Origin of the sequence: Thermohalobaculum xanthum (assembly GCF_016623495.1) — a bacterium.
GTDB classification, from domain to species: Bacteria; Pseudomonadota; Alphaproteobacteria; order Rhodobacterales; family Rhodobacteraceae; genus Thermohalobaculum; species Thermohalobaculum xanthum.
The window spans coordinates 160,631-179,349 of sequence record NZ_JAEHHL010000004.1 but is presented as its reverse complement, the minus strand read 5'-3'; the positions used below and the strand labels follow the sequence as shown (position 1 = coordinate 179,349).

Here is an 18,719-nt window from a genome sequence, read left to right as displayed (position 1 = left end):
GGAGCAATTGCCGGAGGCTTGGCACTGGTATGGATACGGGGCGGCATGCCGGCGTTCGGTCCTCGCCTTCCTGCCAGTGCATCGGCACCGAACCCCATGTCTGCCGGCGCGCGCATGTCTTCGGACCCCGCGCTGCCGCCCTCGACGCAGGCATTGCTCGAGAACCTGCCGCATGGCGTCCTGCTCATTGACGCGGCAGGTCGCGTGGTCCTCGTGAGCGCCCAGGCGCGACGCTTCTTCGCGACCCTGCCGCCGACACCCTTCGCCGTGGCGACCTTGCGCGCGCCAAAGCTGCTCGCGGCAATCGAGGCGACGCTGGAAGGGGGCCGGGCGGCAGCGCCTGAGGGCCCGATCACCTTCACGCTGTCGCGGACCGCGGAGTACGATCTTGCGGCTCATGTCACGGCGCTGGACACGGCGCCGGACCCTGCGCCGAACCCTGTGCTGGACCCTGTGCCCGGATCGACGGCCGCGGATGTCCGGCTGGTCGTCACGATCGAGGATCAGACGCGCGCCCGGCGCGCCGAGCAACTCCACCGCGACTTCGTTGCCAATGCCAGCCACGAACTGAAGACGCCCCTTGCCGCCGTCTCCGGGCTGATCGAGACGCTGACCGGCCACGCAAAGGGCGACGTGGAGGCGCAGGCGCGGTTTCTGGGGATGATGGCCGCGCAAACCGAGCGCATGCGGCACCTGATCGAGGATCTGATCTCGCTGAACCGGATCGAGATCAACGAGCGCATCCATCCCGAGACGCCACAGCCCGTGACCCGCATCATCCAGGACGCGGTGGAGAGCCTGCTCCCGGTCGCCGAGACGGCTGGCATGCGCATCGTCGCAGTGCCGGCCGCGGACCTGCCCACGGTTCCGGGCAGCCGCGAGGAGCTCAACCAGGTGTTCGTGAACCTCATCGAGAACGCGCTTCGCTATGCCCAGCCGAGCCCCGAAGTGCGCGTGCGGCTGATCGAGAGCGACCCGGACCGCCCCGACATGCTGGGCGTCGCGGTCGAGGATGACGGTCCCGGCATCGCCCGCGAGCACCTTCCGCGCCTGACCGAGCGGTTCTACCGCGTCTCGCCCTCGCGCTCGCGCGAGCGTGGCGGCACCGGGCTGGGACTGGCGATCGTCAAGCATATCCTGAACCGCCATCGCGGGAGCCTGTCGATCGAGAGCACGCCCGGGAAGGGCACGCGGTTCACGGTCTGGCTGCCGGTTGCCGAGGCCGCCGGCAAGGCCACCGAGGCTGACGGGCCGCATCTGCGCCTGGTCTCGGGCGGCTGACATCGGCCGGCCTGAGCGGGCCTTCCCCTACGTCATCCATCGCCGGCGAGAACCTCCCCCCGGGCACGGCACGAAGCGTGACGCCGTAGCGTCACCGAACTGTCATCAAAGTGTAATACACGAGGTCTACCGAGGCCCCCACGGGCGGCGCTCGCGCCCCCGCAAGCGACTCACCGGACACGGAACCGTCGGTGCACGCCCGTGTCGGAAACGCAGGAACGGAGAAACCCCGTGACCAAACTCACCATCGGCGTGGCCGCCACCGCCATCGCGACTGTTGCTATGGCGGGCTCGGCCGCCGCGCGCGACCAGATTCAGATCGTCGGCTCCTCGACGGTATTCCCCTATACGCAGGCCGTGGCGGAAGAGTTCGCCAACAAGACGGGCAACAAGGCGCCCGTCGTCGAGTCGACCGGCACGGGCGGCGGCATGAAGCTGTTCTGCCAGGGCGTCGGCGAGGCCCACCCGGATGTGACCGGTGCGTCGCGCGCCATGAAGGCGTCGGAGTTCAAGCTCTGCGCCGAGAACGGCGTCGACAGCGTCACCGAGGTCCTGCTCGGCTATGACGGCCTCTCGATTGCCCACGCGCAGAGCGAGAACCACCTCGACCTGACGAAGGCGCAGCTGTTCCTCGCGCTCGCCGCCGAGGTGCCGCAGGACGGCAAGATCGTCCCGAACCCCTACACCAAGTGGAGCGAGATCGACCCCTCGCTGCCCGATCTCAAGATCTCGGTGTTCGGCCCGCCGCCGACCTCGGGCACCCGCGACGCCTTCGTCGAACTCGTTATGGAAGAGGGCTGCGAGACCTTCGAGGCGGTCGAGGCGCTCGACAAGGACGCGAAGAAGCAGGTCTGCCAGCGCATGCGCCAGGACGGCCCCTTCATCGAGGCCGGCGAGAACGACAACCTGATCGTGCAGCGCCTGCAGGCCGATCCGACCGCGCTGGGCATCTTCGGCTACTCGTTCCTGTTCGAGAACCAGGACACGCTCGAGGCCGTGGCCATCGAGGGCGTTCTGCCGAACGAGGACACGATCGCCTCGGGCGAGTACGGCGTGTCGCGCCCGCTGTTCTTCTACGTGAAGAACGCGCATCGCGGCGTGATCCCGGGTCTCGACGAGTTCATCGTCGAGTACATCTCGGAGTCCTCGATGGGTCCGGGCGGCTATCTCTCGGAGCGCGGCCTGATCCCGCTCGGCGACGAGCGCCGCAAGGAAGTGCAGGCCGCGGCCTCGAAGGGCAAGCCCATGGATGCGCCGGGCTCCTGACGCCTGCTATCCAAGCCTCGGGGCCGGCGGCGTAACGCCGGCCCCATTCACTTCCTTCCCGGGCGCCAACCTGCGCTCGACGGCACGCGAGGCCAAAGATGATCGGCTACCTGTTCCTCGTCCTCCTTCTCGCAGCAGCCGTCGGGTACGTGATGAACCGTGCGACGGCGCGCGCCGCGATCGCTGGCGGCAGCGCGAGGTTCCACTCGCTCGCCGGTTTCCATGGCGCCTATGCGCTGCTGCTGACGGGGCTTCCGGCGGTGCTCTTCGTCCTTCTGTGGCTGCTCCTCCAGGGCAGCGTGATCGACTCGATCGTGATCGGGTCGCTCCCCGAGACGGAGATGGCCGGGCTCGATGCCGGCCGGCTTTCGCTTATCGAGGCCGAGATCAAGTCGATCGCCCGCGGCAACATCTTCGGCACGCCCGAGCCCTGGAAGCTCGAGGCGGCCGAGCGCTACAACAGTCTCCGGTCGATCGCCTCCGTGGCGCTCTGGGTCGCGACGCTCGCGATCGCGGCGGTCGGCCTCTATGTCGCACGCAGCCGCATCTCGCCCGAGTTCCGCGCGCGCCACCGCGTCGAGGCGATCACGACCTGGCTGATGATCGCCTGCTCGGTGCTCGCCATCTTCGTGACCTTCGGCATCGTCGCCTCGCTGATCTACGAGTCGATCCGCTTCTTCGACAAGGTGCCGATCACCGAGTTCCTGTTCGGCCTCAACTGGGAGCCGCAGATCGCGCTGCGCGAGGACCAGGTCGCCGGCGCCGGCGCCTTCGGCTGGGTCCCCGTGTTTCTCGGCACGATCGTCATCACCACGGTCGCACTGGTCGTGGCCGTGCCGATCGGCTTGCTTTCGGCGATCTACCTCAACGAGTTCGCGAGCAGCCGGATCCGCAGCATCTCGAAGCCCATCCTCGAGGTCCTCGCGGGCGTGCCCACCGTCGTCTACGGGTTCTTCGCGATCCTCGTGGTCGCGCCAGCGATCCGCAGCGCCGGCGCGGCGCTCGGCATTGACGTCGCGCCGAACACGGCGCTCGCGGCGGGCGGCGTGATGGGCATCATGCTGATCCCGTTCATCTCGTCCTTCACCGACGACGCCCTCTCGGCAGTGCCCCGGGCGCTGCGCGACGGCTCGCTCGCCCTCGGTGCGACGCGGGGCGAGACCGTGCGCAAGATCCTTTTCCCCGCTGCGATCCCCGGCATCGTCGGCGGCGTCCTGCTGGCGGTCAGCCGCGCGATCGGCGAGACCATGATCGTCGTCATGGCCGCTGGCCTTATCGCCACGCTGACCGTCAATCCGCTCGACTCGGTGACGACGGTGACCGTGCAGATCGTCACCCTGCTGATCGGCGACAGCGAGTTCGACAACCCGAAGACGCTGGCCGCCTTTGCGCTCGGCCTGATGCTGTTCATCGTCACCCTCGCGCTCAACCTGATCGCGCTGCGCTTTGTCCGCAAATATCGCGAACTCTACGACTGAGGATGCCCGCATGACCGATCTCGCCTCCTCCGCGCCGCAGCGCATCGACTGGTCCGACGCCGAACTGCGCAAGCGCCTCGCGCGCCGCCATTCCGGCGACAAGTGGCTGAAGTTCGCGGGCATCGCGGCACTCGCCATCTCGTTCTCGATGCTGGGGATCCTCGTCCTCTCGCTCGTCTCGAACGGCTTCGCGGCCTTCACGCAAACCCACCTGAAGCTCGAATTCGAGATCAGCGCCGACCGCGTTTCGGCCGAGGATCCGGCGGCGGGCAACTACCGCGCCATCGTGCGCGACGCGATGCTCGGGCTCTTCCCGGAGGTGACGTCGCGCGCCGATCAGCGCGAAATCGCCAACATCCCCAGCAATGGCGCACAGTACATCCTGCGCGACCGCGTCGTCGCCGATCCCGCGTTGATCGGAACCCGCGTCACCCTGTCGGTGCCGGTGTCGGACCCGTATGACCAGCTCGCCAAGGGGCTCGTCGACCGCAAGACGCCCGAGGCCAATCGACGGGTCAATGACCAGGAGATCGCGTGGTTCGACCGCCTCGAGGAGAAAGGCCTCGTGTCGAAGCCCCTGAACACGGGCCTCATCACGAACGCCGACAGCCGCTTCCCCGAACTTGCGGGCCTCAGGGGCGCCATCCTCGGCTCGTTCTACGCGCTCCTCGTCTGCTTCCTGATCTCATTCCCTGTCGGCATCGCGGCCGCGATCTACCTCGAGGAATTCGCGCCGAAGAACAAGCTCACCGATACCGTCGAGATCAACATCAACAATCTCGCGGCGGTGCCCTCGGTCGTGTTTGGCCTGCTCGCGCTGGCCGTCTTCATCGGCTGGTTCGGGCTGCCGCGCTCGGCGCCGCTCGTCGGCGGCATGACGCTCGCCCTGATGACCCTGCCAACGATCATCATCGCCACCCGCGCCGCGGTGAAGGCAGTGCCGCCCTCGATCCGCGAGGCCGCGCTCGGGATCGGCGCATCCAAGCACCAGGTGGTGTTCGGCCACGTCCTGCCGCTCGCCATGCCCGGCATCCTGACCGGCACGATCATCGGGCTGGCGCAGGCACTCGGCGAGACCGCGCCGCTCCTGCTGATCGGCATGAACGCCTTCATCACCCAGGCGCCGGGCGGTATCCTCGACTCGTCGACAGCCCTGCCGACGCAGATCTTCATCTGGGCCGACAGCCCCGAACGCGGTTTCGTCAGCCGGACCTCCGCGGCGATCTGCGTGCTGCTGGTCTTCCTGATCCTGATGAATGCCCTCGCCGTGGTTCTCCGCAAGCGCTTCGAGCGCCGCTGGTAACGCCGCCGCATCCCGGACAAAGCCCAAGGGAGCCCACCCATGAACAAGACCATCACCGCCGAGGCACAGATCGCCTCGAACATCGTGAGCGCGAAGATCTCGGCGAGGAAGGTGAACGTCTTCTACGGCGACACCCATGCGATCAAGGACGTCTCGATCGAGATCCTCGACCGATCGGTGACCGCTTTCATCGGACCCTCGGGCTGCGGGAAGTCGACCTTCCTGCGCTGCCTCAACCGGATGAACGACACGATCGACATCTGCCGTGTCGAAGGCACGATCGAACTCGACGGCCATGACATCTACGACGCGAGCGTCGACCCCGTTCAGCTTCGCGCCCGGGTCGGCATGGTTTTCCAGAAGCCCAACCCTTTCCCGAAATCGATCTACGACAACATTGCGTACGGGCCCAAGATCCACGGTCTTGCGCAGTCGAAGGCCGACCTCGACGGGATCGTGGAGAGCGCCCTGCGCCGCGCGGCCCTCTGGGAGGAGGTCAAGGATCGCCTGGCCGCGCCGGGAACCGGCCTGTCGGGCGGCCAGCAGCAGCGCCTCTGCATCGCCCGCGCGATCGCCACGGCCCCCGAAGTTCTGCTGATGGACGAGCCCTGCTCGGCGCTTGACCCCATCGCCACCGCACAGGTCGAGGAACTGATCGACGAGCTTCGCAAGAGCTACTCGGTGGTGATCGTCACCCACTCGATGCAGCAAGCCGCCCGGGTGAGCCAGAAGACCGCTTTCTTCCACCTGGGCCTGATGCTCGAGTACGACGATACGTCGAAGATCTTCACCAATCCCGACCACGAGAAGACCCAAGCGTACATCACGGGACGCTTCGGCTGAACAGGGCGGCGGCGCGCATTCAGGAAGGCATGCGATCATGAAAGAGCACATCGTCTCCTCGTTCGACGAGGAACTTCAGAAGATCACGGCGCGAATCTCCGAGATGGGAGGGCTGGCCGAAGAAGAGCTGAGCATGGCGCTCGAGGCGGTCCGCCTGCGCGATGGCGCGCTGGCGCGCAAGGTCATCGAGTCCGACGACCGGCTCGACATGATGGACGCGCGGCTCGAGCACGACGCGATCCAGATGCTGGCCCTGCGCCAGCCGGTCGCCAGCGACCTGCGCGAGATCGTGGCGGCGCTCAAGGTGTCGTCGACCCTCGAGCGCATCGGCGATCTCGCGAAGAACATCGCGAAGCGCACCCAGGTGCTCAACGAGGGCCAGCCGCTGCGGGTCACCGGCTCGATCCTGCGCATGGGCAAGCTCACCCAGACCCTGTTCGCCGAGGTGCTCGACGCCTACACGTCGCGCAACACATCGATGGCGGTGTCGGTCTGGAAGCGCGATGTCGAGGTGGACGAGATGTACAACTCGATCTTCCGCGAACTCACCACCTACATGATGGAGGACCCGCGCGTCATCTCGCTGTGCTCGCAACTCCTCTTCGTTGCCAAGAACCTCGAGCGCATCGGGGATCACGCGACCTTCATCTCGGAGATGACCTACTACGTGGTCGAGGGCGAGCAGCTTGGCGATGACCGGCCGAAGGGCGACCCCCTGGCGGCGTTCATCGAGGATTGACGCCGCCACTGGGCGGCGCAGCGAGGAGTGAGAGCAGATGGCGGCACGAATACTGATCGTGGAGGATGAAGAAGCGCTCTCGGCCCTCCTCGAATACAATCTCGGCAAGGAAGGCTTCGCGGTGCGCGTCGCGGGCGACGGAGACGAGGCCCTGCTTGCCATCGACGAGGACAAGCCCGATCTCGTCCTGCTTGACTGGATGCTGCCGCAGCTCTCGGGGATCGAGATCTGCCGCCGGATCCGGGCGCGTAGCCAGACGCGCGACATTCCGGTCATCATGCTGACCGCGCGCGGGGAGGAGGAAGACCGGATCCGGGGGCTCGACACCGGGGCGGATGACTATCTCACCAAACCCTTCTCGCTGCCCGAGCTGGTTGCGCGCGTCCGGGCCCTGCTGCGGCGCGTGCGCCCGACGCTCGCGGCCGATGTCGCGACCTTCGGCGACCTCCTGCTCGACCGCGAGACCCGCCGCGTCCGCCGGGGCGAGCGCGAGGTGCACCTCGGTCCGACCGAGTTCCGCCTGCTGGATTGCCTGATGCAGCGGCCGGGGCGCGTGTTCTCGCGCGAGCAGTTGCTCGATCTCGTCTGGGGCCACGATGTCTATGTCGAGGCGCGCACGGTCGACGTCCATGTCGGACGCCTTCGCAAGGCCCTGAACGCGCGCGGCGAGCGCGACCCGATCCGCACGGTTCGCGCGGCGGGCTACGCCCTTGATGAGACCTACAGCATCTGAACCGAGCCGACGCGCATGGCACGGCGCGCGCCCATTACCGCGAAGATCAAAGCCCCGGCGCAGCGCCGGGGCTTTGATCATGTCGGCTTGGCGGTGGTCCGCGTCAGCGCGCGGCGCGCCCGCGGTCCCGGCGCGTGGACATCGGCTGGAACGCCACCAGCACGTGGTGCTCGCAATAGGGCTTGCCGCTGACCGACGGCAGCCCGCAGAAGTGGAAGTCGTCCTCCGTGGGATCGCCGATCGGCCATTTGCAGGTGCGCTCGGTCAGGTCGAGCAGATCGAGCTTGCGCGCCATCTTCTCGATCTCGGCCAGCGTCTCGCGTGCCTCCTCCTCCTCGGGCGTGGGCGGCCCGGGCGGGCGCGGCAGCGTCGCGTCGCGGATCACCGCGTCGCGTCGCGACTGATCGGCGGAGGCCGGCTCGGCCGGCACATCGGTCGCCGGCTTGCCCGAGGCAGACTGGGTCGCCGACGCGGCGGATGCAGGCGCCTCCGCCTTTGCGGCTTCCGCCTCGGCACGGCTGGGCGCGGGATCGGCCACCGGCTTTGGGGCCGGCGACGGACGTGCGGGCGCATCATCGGTGCCCCCCTGCCCGCCACCCGGAGTGCGGTTCGAAAGGCCAAGCCGGTGCACCTTGCCGATGACCGCATTGCGGGTCACGCCGCCCAGCTGCTTGGCGATCTGGCTCGCGCTCATGCCTTCGGCCCAAAGCTCCTTGAGCTTCTCGACCCGCTCGTCGGTCCAGGACATGAAGAACTCCCTCGTAACGGAAAGACCGGGCGCCGGGCGCGCCCCTCGGCAACCGGCACGCCCGCTCGCTCGGACTGCTCCCTATTGTAGGCACTGGCGGGCGGGTTACAAGTCGCCGAAACAGCAGCGGGCAAGGAGAGTCGGTGATGCGTGGCGAGCAGAGCATGGGCGTGCGGCGTTTTGGCGCCGTCAACTGGCTTGGCCTGTGGACGCTCTACCTGCGCGAGGTGCGGCGCTTCGCGTCAGTCTACACGCAGACCATCCTCGCCCCGATCGCGACCTCGATCCTGTTCATGGTGGTCTTCACCCTGGCCTTCGCGGGGCGGCGCGGACCGGTCGAGGACGTGCCATTCGAGATGTTTCTCGCCCCCGGCGTGCTGATGATGGCGGTAATCCAGAACGCCTTCGCCAATACCTCGTCATCGGTGCTGATCTCGAAGGTGCAGGGCAACATCATCGACACGCTGATGCCCCCGCTTTCGGCGGGCGAGATGCTCACCGGCTATGCGCTTGGGGGGGCCACCCGTGGGCTGGCCTGCGCGCTTGCCATCGGCATCCTGATCTTCCCGGCCGTTGGCGTGGGGCTGGTCGCGCCGGCATGGGCGCTGGTCTTCGCGGCGCAGGGGTCGCTCATGCTTGCCCTGCTCGGCCTGCTTGCCGGCATCCATTCGGAAAAGTTCGACCAGATGGCGGCGATCACCAATTTCGTCATCACGCCGCTGTCGTTCCTGTCCGGCACGTTCTATTCGGTCACGGTTCTGCCGGAGCCTTTCCTGACACTCAGCCATCTCAACCCGTTCTTCTACCTGATCGACGGCTTCCGGCACGGCGTTCTGGGCCATTCGGATGCCGACCCCTGGCTTGGCTTCGGCATCACCACGGCGCTCAACGCGGCGCTGTGGTGGCTCGCCTGGCGCTGGCTCTCGAGCGGCTATCGGCTGAAGGGCTGAAATCCCCGAAACCCGTATCCGGAGCGTTTGCTGATCTTATAAACGCGACATGCAGTGCCGCAGCGCGCGCCGGATTACGCTGCGCCCGCGAGCGCGCGTGTCGCGTTTGCGATCACGGCTTCCTCGTTGGTCGGGACGACCCAGACCGGCACGCGGCTGTCCGCCGCCGAGATGACCCGCGCGCCGCCGCCAGCCGCCGCGTCGTTCGCCGAGTGATCGAGCCGCGCGCCAAGCCAGCCGCAGCCCTCGACGATGCGGGCGCGCACGGGCGCGGCGTGCTCGCCGACCCCCGCGGTGAAGACGAGCGCGTCGCAGCCGCCGAGTTCCGCCGCAATCGCCCCGATCTGGCTGACCGCACGATGGACATAGAGATCGACCGCGAACCGCGCTTCGGGCCGGTCGCTTGCAAGCAAGGCGCGCATGTCGTTGGAAAGACCCGACACGCCGCGCAGCCCGCTCTCGCGAAACAGGATGCGCCGAACCTCGGCAAGATCGAGCCCCATCTCGTCGAGCATGAAGAGAACGGCGCCCGGGTCGAGAACCCCGGGCCGCTCGCCCATCATCAGCCCGTCGAGCGGGGTGAACCCCATTGTCGTCGCCTGGCTGCGGCGCGCAATCATCCCGCAAAGGCTGGCACCGTTGCCGAGATGCGCGGCGATCACGCGGCCATCCGCCACGGGCCCGAGGTGCTTGGGCAGCCGCGAGGCGATCCATTCATAGGAAAGGCCATGAAAGCCGTAGCGGCGCACGCCCGCGTCGGACACCCACTGTGGCAGGGCGAAGGCTCGTGCAACGGGCGACAGCGTGCTGTGGAACGCGGTGTCGAAACAGCCGATCCTGGGCACACCCGGCCAGACGCGCCCGACCGCGCGCAGGGCCGCCAGCGCATGCGGCTGGTGGGTCCGGGCGAGCGGGACGAGGCGCTCGAGCACCGTCAGCGCGTCCTCGTCTAGCACCGCGGGCACGACAAAATCCGTCCCGCCATGAACGACCCGGTGGCCGGACGCGACGATGGTGCCGCTCGCATGCTCCATGAGGACGGGAAGCAGCCAGGCAATCGTCGTCTCGTGCGTTTCCCCCGCCGCCTGTGGCATCTCGGGTAGCGCGATCGGCTGCCCATCGGCGTCCTTGGCCGTCACCGTGGCGGCGTCCGACCCGATCCGGTCAGCCAGGCCGCTCAGATAGGGGTCATCGCCGGCCCGCGCGTCGAAGATCGCGAACTTGATGCTGGACGAGCCCGCATTGAGGGTCAGGATGCTCGACCGCGCAGGCCGGTCGACGCAAGGTCCGGTCGATTTTTCCGACATGCGCCTCGACATCCCACCACCCGGGGCCCATGGCGATGCCGGGCCCGATCCCGAACGAGGTTAGAGGCCGCTCCCACCCCAAGGCAAATGCAAGATGCGGGGTGGGCCTCCACGTCGCACGACGAACCCGGCAAAGCCCACTATAGTGCGGCGCGATCGAGGATGAGCACGCGGCGGGAACGACAGATGACCGGTCCAAACAGGGTTCTGCTCACCGGCGCTGGCGGTTTCATAGGCCGCCGGATCGCGGACGAGCTCCGGTCGCTCGGGGCCGAGGTGGTCGATGCACGCACGGCCACGCAAGGCGGCGACCTTCTCGTCCCCGAGGTTCGCGCACGGGCGATCAGCGAGGCGCGGGCAGAGGTCCTCGTCCACGCCGCCTGGGTCACCGCGCATGGCGCGTTCTGGAATTCGCCCCTGAACCTCGAATGGGAGGAGGCGTCACAAGACCTCTTCGCCCGGTTCGCCGCGGCCGGCGGCCGGCGGATCGTCGGATTGGGGTCGGTTGCCGAATATGATTGGACAACGGGCGCCGAGCGCTTCGGCGAGGATGCGCCGCTGGCCCCGGCAACGATCTACGGCTCGGCCAAGGCCCGCACTGGGGGCGCGCTCGGAAACCTGGCGTCCGCCGAGGGATTGAGCCATTTGTGGGCACGGATCTTCTTCACATTTGGCCAAGGCGAGCCGCGTTCGCGCCTCATTCCGGCGCTCATCAATGCATTTCAGAGCGGCACGCCAATCGACACGGGACCCGCGGAACTGACGCGCGATTTCCTCGATGCCGATGTGCTCGGGACGGCAATTGCCCGCCTGGCGCTTGGAGACGTTGAGGGACCGATGAACGTCGCCAGCGGTGATCCGTCACGGCTTGACGAGATCGCAGACGTAATCGCCGCGGCGCTCGATCGTCCCGTCTCGGCGCGGTTCGGCGGACGCGCCCTTGCGCCGAACGAACCCCTCCGGCTCGTTGCCGACACGCGCCGTCTCGCCTCGACCGGGATCGAGACGGCGGGATTGCTGCGCTCACGGCTCTCGGCTTACGCGCGCGCCTTCGGCACGTCGCTTCACCAGCGCTCCGGAACAGGATAGGTCGTCGCACGCATGGCCAGGGTCAGTATCGGTATTCCCGTCTACAACGCCGCCGCGATGCTCGAGGAATCCCTCGAGGGCCTTCGCGCGCAGACCTTCGGCGACTGGGAGGCCCTGATCTCCGACAACGCCTCGGAGGACGACACGCCGCGGATCATCGAGAAGGTCTGCGCGCGCGAGCCGCGCCTGCGCAGCGTCCGGCAGACCGAGAACATCGGCCCGACCGAGAACTTTCGCTTCGTCCTTCGCGAAACGAACGCGCCCTATTTCATGTGGCGCTCGTATGACGACCTGTGCTCGGACGACTATGTCGAAAGGCTCATTCGGCGCCTCGACGAGGCCCCCGGCGCGATGCTCGCCGCCCCCCATGTCGAGACCCTCCGGCTCGGCTCGGGGAAACGGCGCCCCCGGCCGGTGGCGTCGCTCGAGCGCGGCAGTCCTCATCCGGCGACGGTACTGCGCAAGTCGCAGGCGGGATGGATCTACGGCCTTTGGCGGCGCGAAGCGGTGATCCCCTCCTTCGAGCGTGCGGTCACGGCACTCGATCCCGATCTCTGGGCATGGGACCATCTCGCGATGTTCCCGGCAATCTGCCGGGGCGCCGTGGTTTTCGACGACGCGGCACGCCTGACGCTTCGCCTCTCGGACCGCCCTTACAAGAGCGACTGGTCGCCGGGTGACCGCGACCGCCTGAGGCGGCTTGCCAGTGCGTACCGCAGGGAATGCAGGGCCGAGATGGACCGCAGTGGCCTCGCGGGATGGGAGCGCCTGCGGATGGAACTCGCGGTGCTGCGTCAGATCAACCGGCGCGTCGCCCGGTTCTCGCGCCTCGTCTGAGGCGCATGGCAGAGACACCCTGCCGGGCCCGGCCTACACCCTTCGCAGCCAGGCGCTGGGGAAGTGGGTCACGTTGCGCGACAGCGTCGATTCGTTGAACGGCCACGCGGGCTGCTCGAGCACGAATTCGGGATGGCGCGCGGCAAAGTCCTCGGCCGCGTTGGCCGGGTTGTCGTTCGCCCAGTTCTCGCCGGCCCGGGGCACGTCGGCAACGTCGCGCATCACCCCGTCGGTCGACACCAGGTAGCAGCCCGGCGTGACCAGGTCGGCATAGGCCTCGAGCTCGTCGGTGACATGCGCGTAGGTATGGTTCGAGTCGAGGATCACCATCACACGCTCGTAGCCCTTGGCGAAATCGTGGACGCGGCGGACCATGTCGTCGGCGGTGGACGAGCCCTCGAACATGTCGATGCGGCCGAACATGGGGTGGGCCTCGATGGCGGCGCGGTTATGCGGGCGGATCTCGATATCGACGCCAAGGACATGCCCCTTGCCCATCGCCGCGAACAGCGAGGCGTAGAAGATCAGGCTGCCGCCATGCGCGATGCCAGTCTCGACGATCAGGTCGGGCTTGGTCGCGAAGATGACTTCCTGCATGCGGATCATGTCATCGGGCAACTGGATGACGGGTCGTCCCATCCACGAGAAGCTGTAGGTGTATTTCTGGTTCCACCCAACGCGCACATACTGGCGCGCGATGATCTCGAACGCCCGGTCAGACCAGAGCCCGAGGGTTTCGCGCCCCTCCGGCCCTTCGCAGGTCAGCGTTCCCGCTTCCTCGTCGATGATGATCCGCATGCGCCTTCCCCCAGTTCAGCGGCCGGCACAATGCAGGCGGAAGGCCCGACATTCAATGCGCGATTTCTGCACGGTCGCGCTTTCCGCCCTCAGAGGACTGGGAACACGACGCCATCGGCCGCCTCGACCACCGCGCGCATGCGAACCAGATCGGCCGCCGCCTCGAGATCGGGCGAAATGAAGCGATCCTCGCCCAGCGAGGCGATATCCTCGCGCAGCCGGGCGACCACCCGGGCAAGGGCGGGGCTGGTCGTCAGGGGGGCCCTGAACTCGACGCCCTGCGCGGCGCACAGCAGCTCGATGCCAACGATCCGCGCGAGGTTGTCGGTCATTCGCAGGAGCCGCCGCGCGCCATGGGCCGCCATCGAGACATGGTCCTCCTGGTTCGCGCTTGTCGGCGTCGAGTCGGTCGAGCACGGATTGGCCCGCTGCTTGTTCTCGGACATCAGCGCGGCCGTCGTGACTTCGGCGATCATGAAGCCCGAGTTCAGGCCCGGGTCCGGCGTCAGGAATGGCGGCAGGTCATGGCTGAGCGTCGGATCCACCATGAGGGCGACGCGTCGCTGGCTGATCGAGCCGATCTCGGCGACTGCCAGCGCCACCTGGTCGGCGGCAAAGGCGACGGGTTCCGCATGGAAGTTCCCGCCCGATACGATCAGCCCCTTCTGCGTGAGGACGAGCGGGTTGTCGGTCGCCGCGTTCGCCTCGATCTCGAGCGTCCGGCCCGCGAAGCGCAGCAGGTCCATGGCCGCGCCGGTCACCTGCGGCTGGCAGCGGATGCAATAGGGATCCTGCACCCGCGTGTCGCCCTCGCGATGGCTTTCGCGGATCTCGGACCCGGCCATGAGGGCGCGCAGGCAGGCGGCTGCCTCGATCTGCCCTGGCTGGCCGCGCAGGTCGTGGATCTCGGGCTCGAGCGGCGCGGTCGAGCCCATGATCGCATCGGTCGACAACGCCGAGGCGACGAGCGCCCCCTCCATGCACCGCCAGGCCTCGAAGAGACCAACCAGGGCATATGCGGTCGAGAACTGGGTGCCGTTGATGAGCGCAAGGCCTTCCTTCGGGCCCAGGGTCACCGGGCTCAGCCCGGCTTCGGCCAGGGCCTGAGCGCCAGGCATGACGGCGCCGCCAAGCTCTGCCTCGCCCGCGCCGATCATCACCGCCGCCATGTGGGCGAGCGGGGCAAGATCGCCCGAGGCGCCGACCGATCCCTGCGTGGGGATGACCGGAGTGACGCCGCGCGCGAGCATCTCCTCGATCAGGGCGACCACCTCCCAGCGCACGCCCGACGCGCCACGGCCGAGCGAGAGAAGCTTGAGCGCCATCATCAGCCGCGCCACTGCACGGGGCATCGGCTCGCCAACACCCGCGCAATGGGACAGGATCAGGTTGCGCTGCAGCGTCGCCGTATCCGCAGGCCGGATGCGAACCGCCGCGAGCTTGCCGAAGCCGGTATTCACGCCATAGACGGCGTCGCCGCCCTCCGCGGCCTCGCGGATGCGGCTCGCGGCCAGTTCGACCGCCGCGCGGCATCCGCGATCGAGCACCGCGGGCGCGCCAGTGCGGTAAAGCTTCTCCAGCGTGGCGAGCGTCACGGCGCCCGGCGTGAGGGTGAGTGTCATGCCTGATCCCCGAAAATGCGGCGATGGAGCGGGTTGAACCCGATGCGATAGGAAAGCTCGGCCGGATGCGCGACATCCCAGACCGCGAGGTCGGCCCGCTTGCCGGCCGCGATCACCCCGCAATCCGTCAGGCCCAGCGCCTGCGCCGCGATGCGCGTCGCACCGGCAAGGGCTTCCTCAGGGGTCAGCCGGAAGAGCGTGCAGGCCATGTTCAGCGTCAGGAGCAGCGAGGTGAGTGGCGACGACCCCGGATTACAGTCCGTCGCCACCGCGATGGGAACGCCTGCCTCGCGCAGCAAGCCGACCGGCGGCAACTGCGTCTCGCGCAGCGTGTAGAACGCCCCCGGCAACAGAACCGCGACGGTTCCCGATTTCGCCATCGCGCCGACGCCGTCGGCATCGAGATACTCCAGGTGGTCGGCCGACAGGGCGCCGCGGGACGCCGCCAGCGCGGTCCCACCCAGATTCGACAGCTGTTCGGCATGGAGCTTGAGTGGCAGACCAAGCGCCTTCGCCCGATCGAAGACGCGGGCAATCTGGGCAGGCGAGAACGCGATGCCTTCGCAGAAGCCATCTACGGCATCGGCCAGCCCTTCGGCCGCCGCCGCGTCGAGCGTCGGAATGCAGACCTCGTCGATATACGCATCGGCATGGCCCGCATATTCGGGCGGCACGGCATGCGCCCCGAGGAAGGTCGTGCGAATCCTGACCGGGCGCGCCGCCGCCAGCTTGCGCGCGACGCGCAGCATTCGCAGCTCGGTCTCGCGGTCGAGCCCATAGCCCGACTTGACCTCGACAGTCGTGACACCTTCGGCGATCAGCGCATCGAGGCGCGACAGCGCGCCAGCGGTCAGTTCCTGCTCGTCCGCCGCACGGGTGGCCCGGACGGTCGAGACGATGCCGCCGCCTGCGCGCGCGACTTCCTCGTAGCTCGCGCCCTCGAGCCGCATCTCGAACTCACGGGCGCGATCGCCACCGAAGACAAGATGCGTGTGGCAGTCAATCAGCGCCGGGGTCATGAGCCGGCCGCCGCCGTCCTCGCGCGCCGTGGCGCGGTATTCAACGGGGAGCTCCGACGCCGGCCCCACCCATTCGATCCGGCCGTCGCTGAGGGCGACCGCGCCATCGGGAACCAGGCCATAGGCGCCCTGACCGGGCTGCATCGTGGCGATCGTGATGTTCGAGATGACGATATCAGAAGGATCCAACGCAGCATCCTCGCGATTCGATGTGGGTTTCGCGTTATGTATACTCATAATATGCTTATGTCAAAGTTTGATCGACCAGCGAAAATGGCGCCCCGGAGCTTGTCCGGGGCGCCATTTTCACTCGAAATATCATCTGCGCTACGTGCGCGAAGGGGTCAGGCAGCGTCCTTCGGGGCGGAAGTCGCAGTACCGGGCCGGTCTCCGGCCAGGGGCTCCGCATCGGGCAGATGGATCGCATCGAAGAGCCGCTGCTGCTCGGCCGCCCAGGCCCGGATGTCGTAGCGAGCGACCTTGGTGCGCAGTGCCTGCATCCTCGAGCGACGCTCGGCCTCGCCCATCGCGAGGGCCTGGTCGACCGCCGAGTCCATCGAGCGATGCGAGAAGGGATTGGTGATGATCGCCTCGGACAGCTCGACCGCGATGCCGGCGAATTCCGACAGGACGAGGACGCCATCCCCGTCGGTGCGCGCCGCACAGAACTCCGCGGCCACGAGGTTGAGACCGTCGCAGAGCGGCGTGATCCAGGCGACATCGGCGGCGCGATAATAGGCGACCAGCTCGCGAAACGGGATCGCGGTCCCGATCAGCGACAGCGGCTGCCACTCGAAGCTCCCGAAGCGCCCGTTGATGCGGCCGGCGATCTGCTCGATCTCGGACTGCACCTCTTCATAGGCCGTCATGTTGCGGTTCGCGGTGACCGAAACATGCATCAGCCGCACCTTGCCGCGCAGATCCGGGCGTCGTTCGAGCAGGCGCTCGAACGCGAGGAGCTGCTCGACATTCCCCTTGGTGTAATCGGTGCGCGCGACCGAGATCATCATCTTGCATTCGCCGAGCCCCTCGCGGATCTCGGCGGCGCGCGCCACGGTATCCTCGCGCTCGGCCAGGTCGCGGATATAGGCGGCGTCGACGCCGACCGGGAATGCGCTCAGAAGCACCTCGTGGCTGCCATGTGCGATCCGCGTGGGGACGCGGTGCTCGGCCAGCGCCATGCCCTCGGGCGCGAAATCCGCGCGCGTCTTCTCCTCGCCGGTGACGGCAACATCGAACACGCTGCGCGCCACCGACACGAAGTTCGCGGCGTAGCGCGGGATGTGGAAGCCCACCTCGTCGCAGGCCAGCAGGCTTTCGACGATCTCGCGCCGCCAGGGCAGCACGTTGAACATGTCGGCCGACGGAAACGGCGTGTGATGGAAGAACGCGATCTTCACGTCGGGACGCAGGCGGCGCACATAGCCGGGCACGAGCCACAGGTTGTAGTCGTGGATCCAGACCACGCCGCCGGGCGCGACCTCGGCGGCCGCGGCCTCGGCGAAAGCCCAGTTCACCTCGCGGAACACGGGCCAGTCGACCGGATCGTAATTGTAGCGCTCCTTGAACGAGTGCAGGATCGGCCAGAAGGCCTCTTTCGACGTGATGTGATAGAAGCTGCGCACCTGCGCCTCGGTCAGCGGCAGCCTCGACACGGTATATTGCCCGAAGCTGTCCTCGATCTCGATCACGCGCTCCCAGTCCGGGTCGGCCGGATCGTCGGCAAGCTTCCATGCGACCCAGGCGCCGTGCCCGACCCGCCCGAAGAAGCTCTTGAGCGTCGGCACGATGCCGTTCGGAGAGCTGTTCTCGCGCCGCACGATCCGGCCATCGATCTCGACCTCCTCGTAAGGCTGGCGGTGATAGACGATCACAAGATCAGAGGGCATCGGAAGCTCCCGGGTGAATGGGCGGAGGGGTGAACAGATCGAAGACGGCCACCGCCTCGGCGATCCCGCCGGCGCCATGCCGCAGCGCCTTGTGGACCTGCGGGCGGTCGCCGAGCCGCTCGATCAGCGCAGGCTCGGACCCGCCGACGGCGACGGCCTTGAGGCCGGACTCGAGCATCGAAAGATCGTTGAGCGTGTCGCCCGCGGCCAGCACCCGGCCGGGTGCGACGCCCAGATGATCGACCAGGCGACGCAACGACGGGCCCTTCGATATCCCTCTCGGCAGGACGTCGAAATACCGGTCATCCGAGATGAGATGGTCGAGGCCGAGGCGCGAGACTTTCTGCTCGGCCGTGGAGCAATAGGTTTTCGGGTCGAAGTGATAACTGACCCGGTAGCGGAATTCGGTCTGCTGAATTTCGAGGCCCGGATGCCCGTCCAGTGCCGCGCGCACGATCTGTCCCTTGTCCGCCCAAGCATCCGAGATCTCGGTCTCGAGCGCCGGGATCGGCCGGATGCGGGACCCTTCGTTGGGCGGAAGAACCTCGGCGATCGTCGTGCCGACATCGCCGATCACGTAGTCCGGCCAGGGCGCGGCAAGCCCCTCGTCGCCGGCGCAGAGCCCTTCGATGAAGCGGGGATCCCGACCCGTCACGAAGACGAGGCCGATCTCGTCGCGATGCCCCTCGATCCAGTCGTAGAGAGCGCGCCGCTCGGCAAGCGACCCGCCGAGGAAGGTTCCATCGAGGTCGGTCGCCAATACGAAGCTGGCCCCGGCAAGACGGCTCGCCGGGCGGGCTGTTGTCGGTGCGGTCAT

17 protein-coding genes are annotated in these 18,719 nt (G+C 67.7%); 10 read left to right on the top strand and 7 right to left on the bottom strand.

Annotation, left to right across the window (positions count from 1 at the left end; genetic code table 11):
• The first annotated feature begins 114 nt into the window (after window positions 1-114).
• The 7 genes from H0I76_RS08485 to phoB all read left to right on the top strand — a co-directional run bounded on the left by H0I76_RS08485 (window position 115) and on the right by phoB (window position 7,643).
• Window positions 115-1,281, top strand: a complete 1,167-nt coding sequence (locus tag H0I76_RS08485) for a sensor histidine kinase (RefSeq protein WP_200609275.1) — start codon at window positions 115-117, stop codon at window positions 1,279-1,281.
• 231 nt (window positions 1,282-1,512) lie between these two features.
• Entirely contained in the window at window positions 1,513-2,547 is a 1,035-nt protein-coding gene (locus H0I76_RS08480; RefSeq protein WP_325166424.1) for a PstS family phosphate ABC transporter substrate-binding protein, read from the top strand.
• A 98-nt stretch (window positions 2,548-2,645) separates the two neighbouring features.
• Window positions 2,646-4,025 carry a phosphate ABC transporter permease subunit PstC gene (pstC, locus tag H0I76_RS08475; protein WP_200609273.1) on the top strand — a complete coding sequence of 460 codons (1,380 nt, stop codon included), beginning with the start codon at window positions 2,646-2,648 and terminating at the stop codon, window positions 4,023-4,025.
• A 10-nt stretch (window positions 4,026-4,035) separates the two neighbouring features.
• Window positions 4,036-5,328 (top strand): phosphate ABC transporter permease PstA, encoded by a 1,293-nt coding sequence (gene pstA, locus H0I76_RS08470; protein ID WP_200609271.1) that lies wholly within the window; start codon window positions 4,036-4,038, stop codon window positions 5,326-5,328.
• A gap of 39 nt (window positions 5,329-5,367) precedes the next feature.
• Complete coding sequence (gene pstB / locus H0I76_RS08465; protein WP_200609269.1) at window positions 5,368-6,171, top strand: phosphate ABC transporter ATP-binding protein PstB; 804 nt, start codon at window positions 5,368-5,370, stop codon at window positions 6,169-6,171.
• A gap of 37 nt (window positions 6,172-6,208) precedes the next feature.
• Window positions 6,209-6,910: a phosphate signaling complex protein PhoU gene (phoU, locus tag H0I76_RS08460; protein WP_200609267.1), complete on the top strand. Its 702-nt coding sequence runs from the start codon at window positions 6,209-6,211 to the stop codon at window positions 6,908-6,910.
• Between the two features lie 37 nt (window positions 6,911-6,947).
• Complete coding sequence (phoB, locus tag H0I76_RS08455; RefSeq protein WP_200609265.1) at window positions 6,948-7,643, top strand: phosphate regulon transcriptional regulator PhoB; 696 nt, start codon at window positions 6,948-6,950, stop codon at window positions 7,641-7,643.
• A 103-nt stretch (window positions 7,644-7,746) separates the two neighbouring features.
• On the opposite strand, the gene H0I76_RS08450 is transcribed toward phoB, so the two are convergent.
• Window positions 7,747-8,391: a GcrA family cell cycle regulator gene (locus H0I76_RS08450; RefSeq protein ID WP_200609263.1), complete on the bottom strand. Its 645-nt coding sequence runs from the start codon at window positions 8,389-8,391 to the stop codon at window positions 7,747-7,749.
• Between the two features lie 146 nt (window positions 8,392-8,537).
• Between H0I76_RS08450 and H0I76_RS08445 the strand changes: the two genes are divergently transcribed.
• Window positions 8,538-9,341 (top strand): ABC transporter permease, encoded by an 804-nt coding sequence (locus tag H0I76_RS08445; RefSeq protein ID WP_234455208.1) that lies wholly within the window; start codon window positions 8,538-8,540, stop codon window positions 9,339-9,341.
• Between the two features lie 74 nt (window positions 9,342-9,415).
• On the opposite strand, the gene H0I76_RS08440 is transcribed toward H0I76_RS08445, so the two are convergent.
• Window positions 9,416-10,648, bottom strand: coding sequence for an acetate/propionate family kinase (locus H0I76_RS08440; protein WP_200609261.1), 1,233 nt, complete (start codon window positions 10,646-10,648; stop codon window positions 9,416-9,418).
• Window positions 10,649-10,834: 186 nt separating this feature from the next.
• Between H0I76_RS08440 and H0I76_RS08435 the strand changes: the two genes are divergently transcribed.
• Window positions 10,835-11,737, top strand: a complete 903-nt coding sequence (locus H0I76_RS08435; protein ID WP_200609259.1) for an NAD-dependent epimerase/dehydratase family protein — start codon at window positions 10,835-10,837, stop codon at window positions 11,735-11,737.
• A 12-nt stretch (window positions 11,738-11,749) separates the two neighbouring features.
• Window positions 11,750-12,574 carry a glycosyltransferase family 2 protein gene (locus H0I76_RS08430; RefSeq protein WP_200609257.1) on the top strand — a complete coding sequence of 275 codons (825 nt, stop codon included), beginning with the start codon at window positions 11,750-11,752 and terminating at the stop codon, window positions 12,572-12,574.
• 33 nt (window positions 12,575-12,607) lie between these two features.
• On the opposite strand, the gene H0I76_RS08425 is transcribed toward H0I76_RS08430, so the two are convergent.
• From H0I76_RS08425 to H0I76_RS08405, 5 genes are all read right to left on the bottom strand, one after another.
• The gene (locus tag H0I76_RS08425) at window positions 12,608-13,372 is read right to left on the bottom strand and encodes a cephalosporin hydroxylase family protein (RefSeq protein WP_200609255.1); all 765 of its coding nucleotides are present in this window, start codon (window positions 13,370-13,372) and stop codon (window positions 12,608-12,610) included.
• An 89-nt stretch (window positions 13,373-13,461) separates the two neighbouring features.
• Window positions 13,462-14,994, bottom strand: coding sequence for a histidine ammonia-lyase (gene hutH / locus H0I76_RS08420; RefSeq protein ID WP_200609253.1), 1,533 nt, complete (start codon window positions 14,992-14,994; stop codon window positions 13,462-13,464).
• Window positions 14,991-16,157, bottom strand: a complete 1,167-nt coding sequence (hutI, locus tag H0I76_RS08415; RefSeq protein WP_234455222.1) for an imidazolonepropionase — start codon at window positions 16,155-16,157, stop codon at window positions 14,991-14,993. The genes hutH and hutI overlap by 4 nt, the downstream gene beginning before the upstream one ends.
• A gap of 200 nt (window positions 16,158-16,357) precedes the next feature.
• On the bottom strand, window positions 16,358-17,902 hold the full coding sequence (gene ggpS, locus H0I76_RS08410; protein WP_200609250.1) for a glucosylglycerol-phosphate synthase: 1,545 nt from the start codon (window positions 17,900-17,902) through the stop codon (window positions 16,358-16,360).
• Entirely contained in the window at window positions 17,892-18,719 is an 828-nt protein-coding gene (locus H0I76_RS08405; RefSeq protein WP_200609248.1) for an HAD family hydrolase, read from the bottom strand. The genes ggpS and H0I76_RS08405 overlap by 11 nt, the downstream gene beginning before the upstream one ends.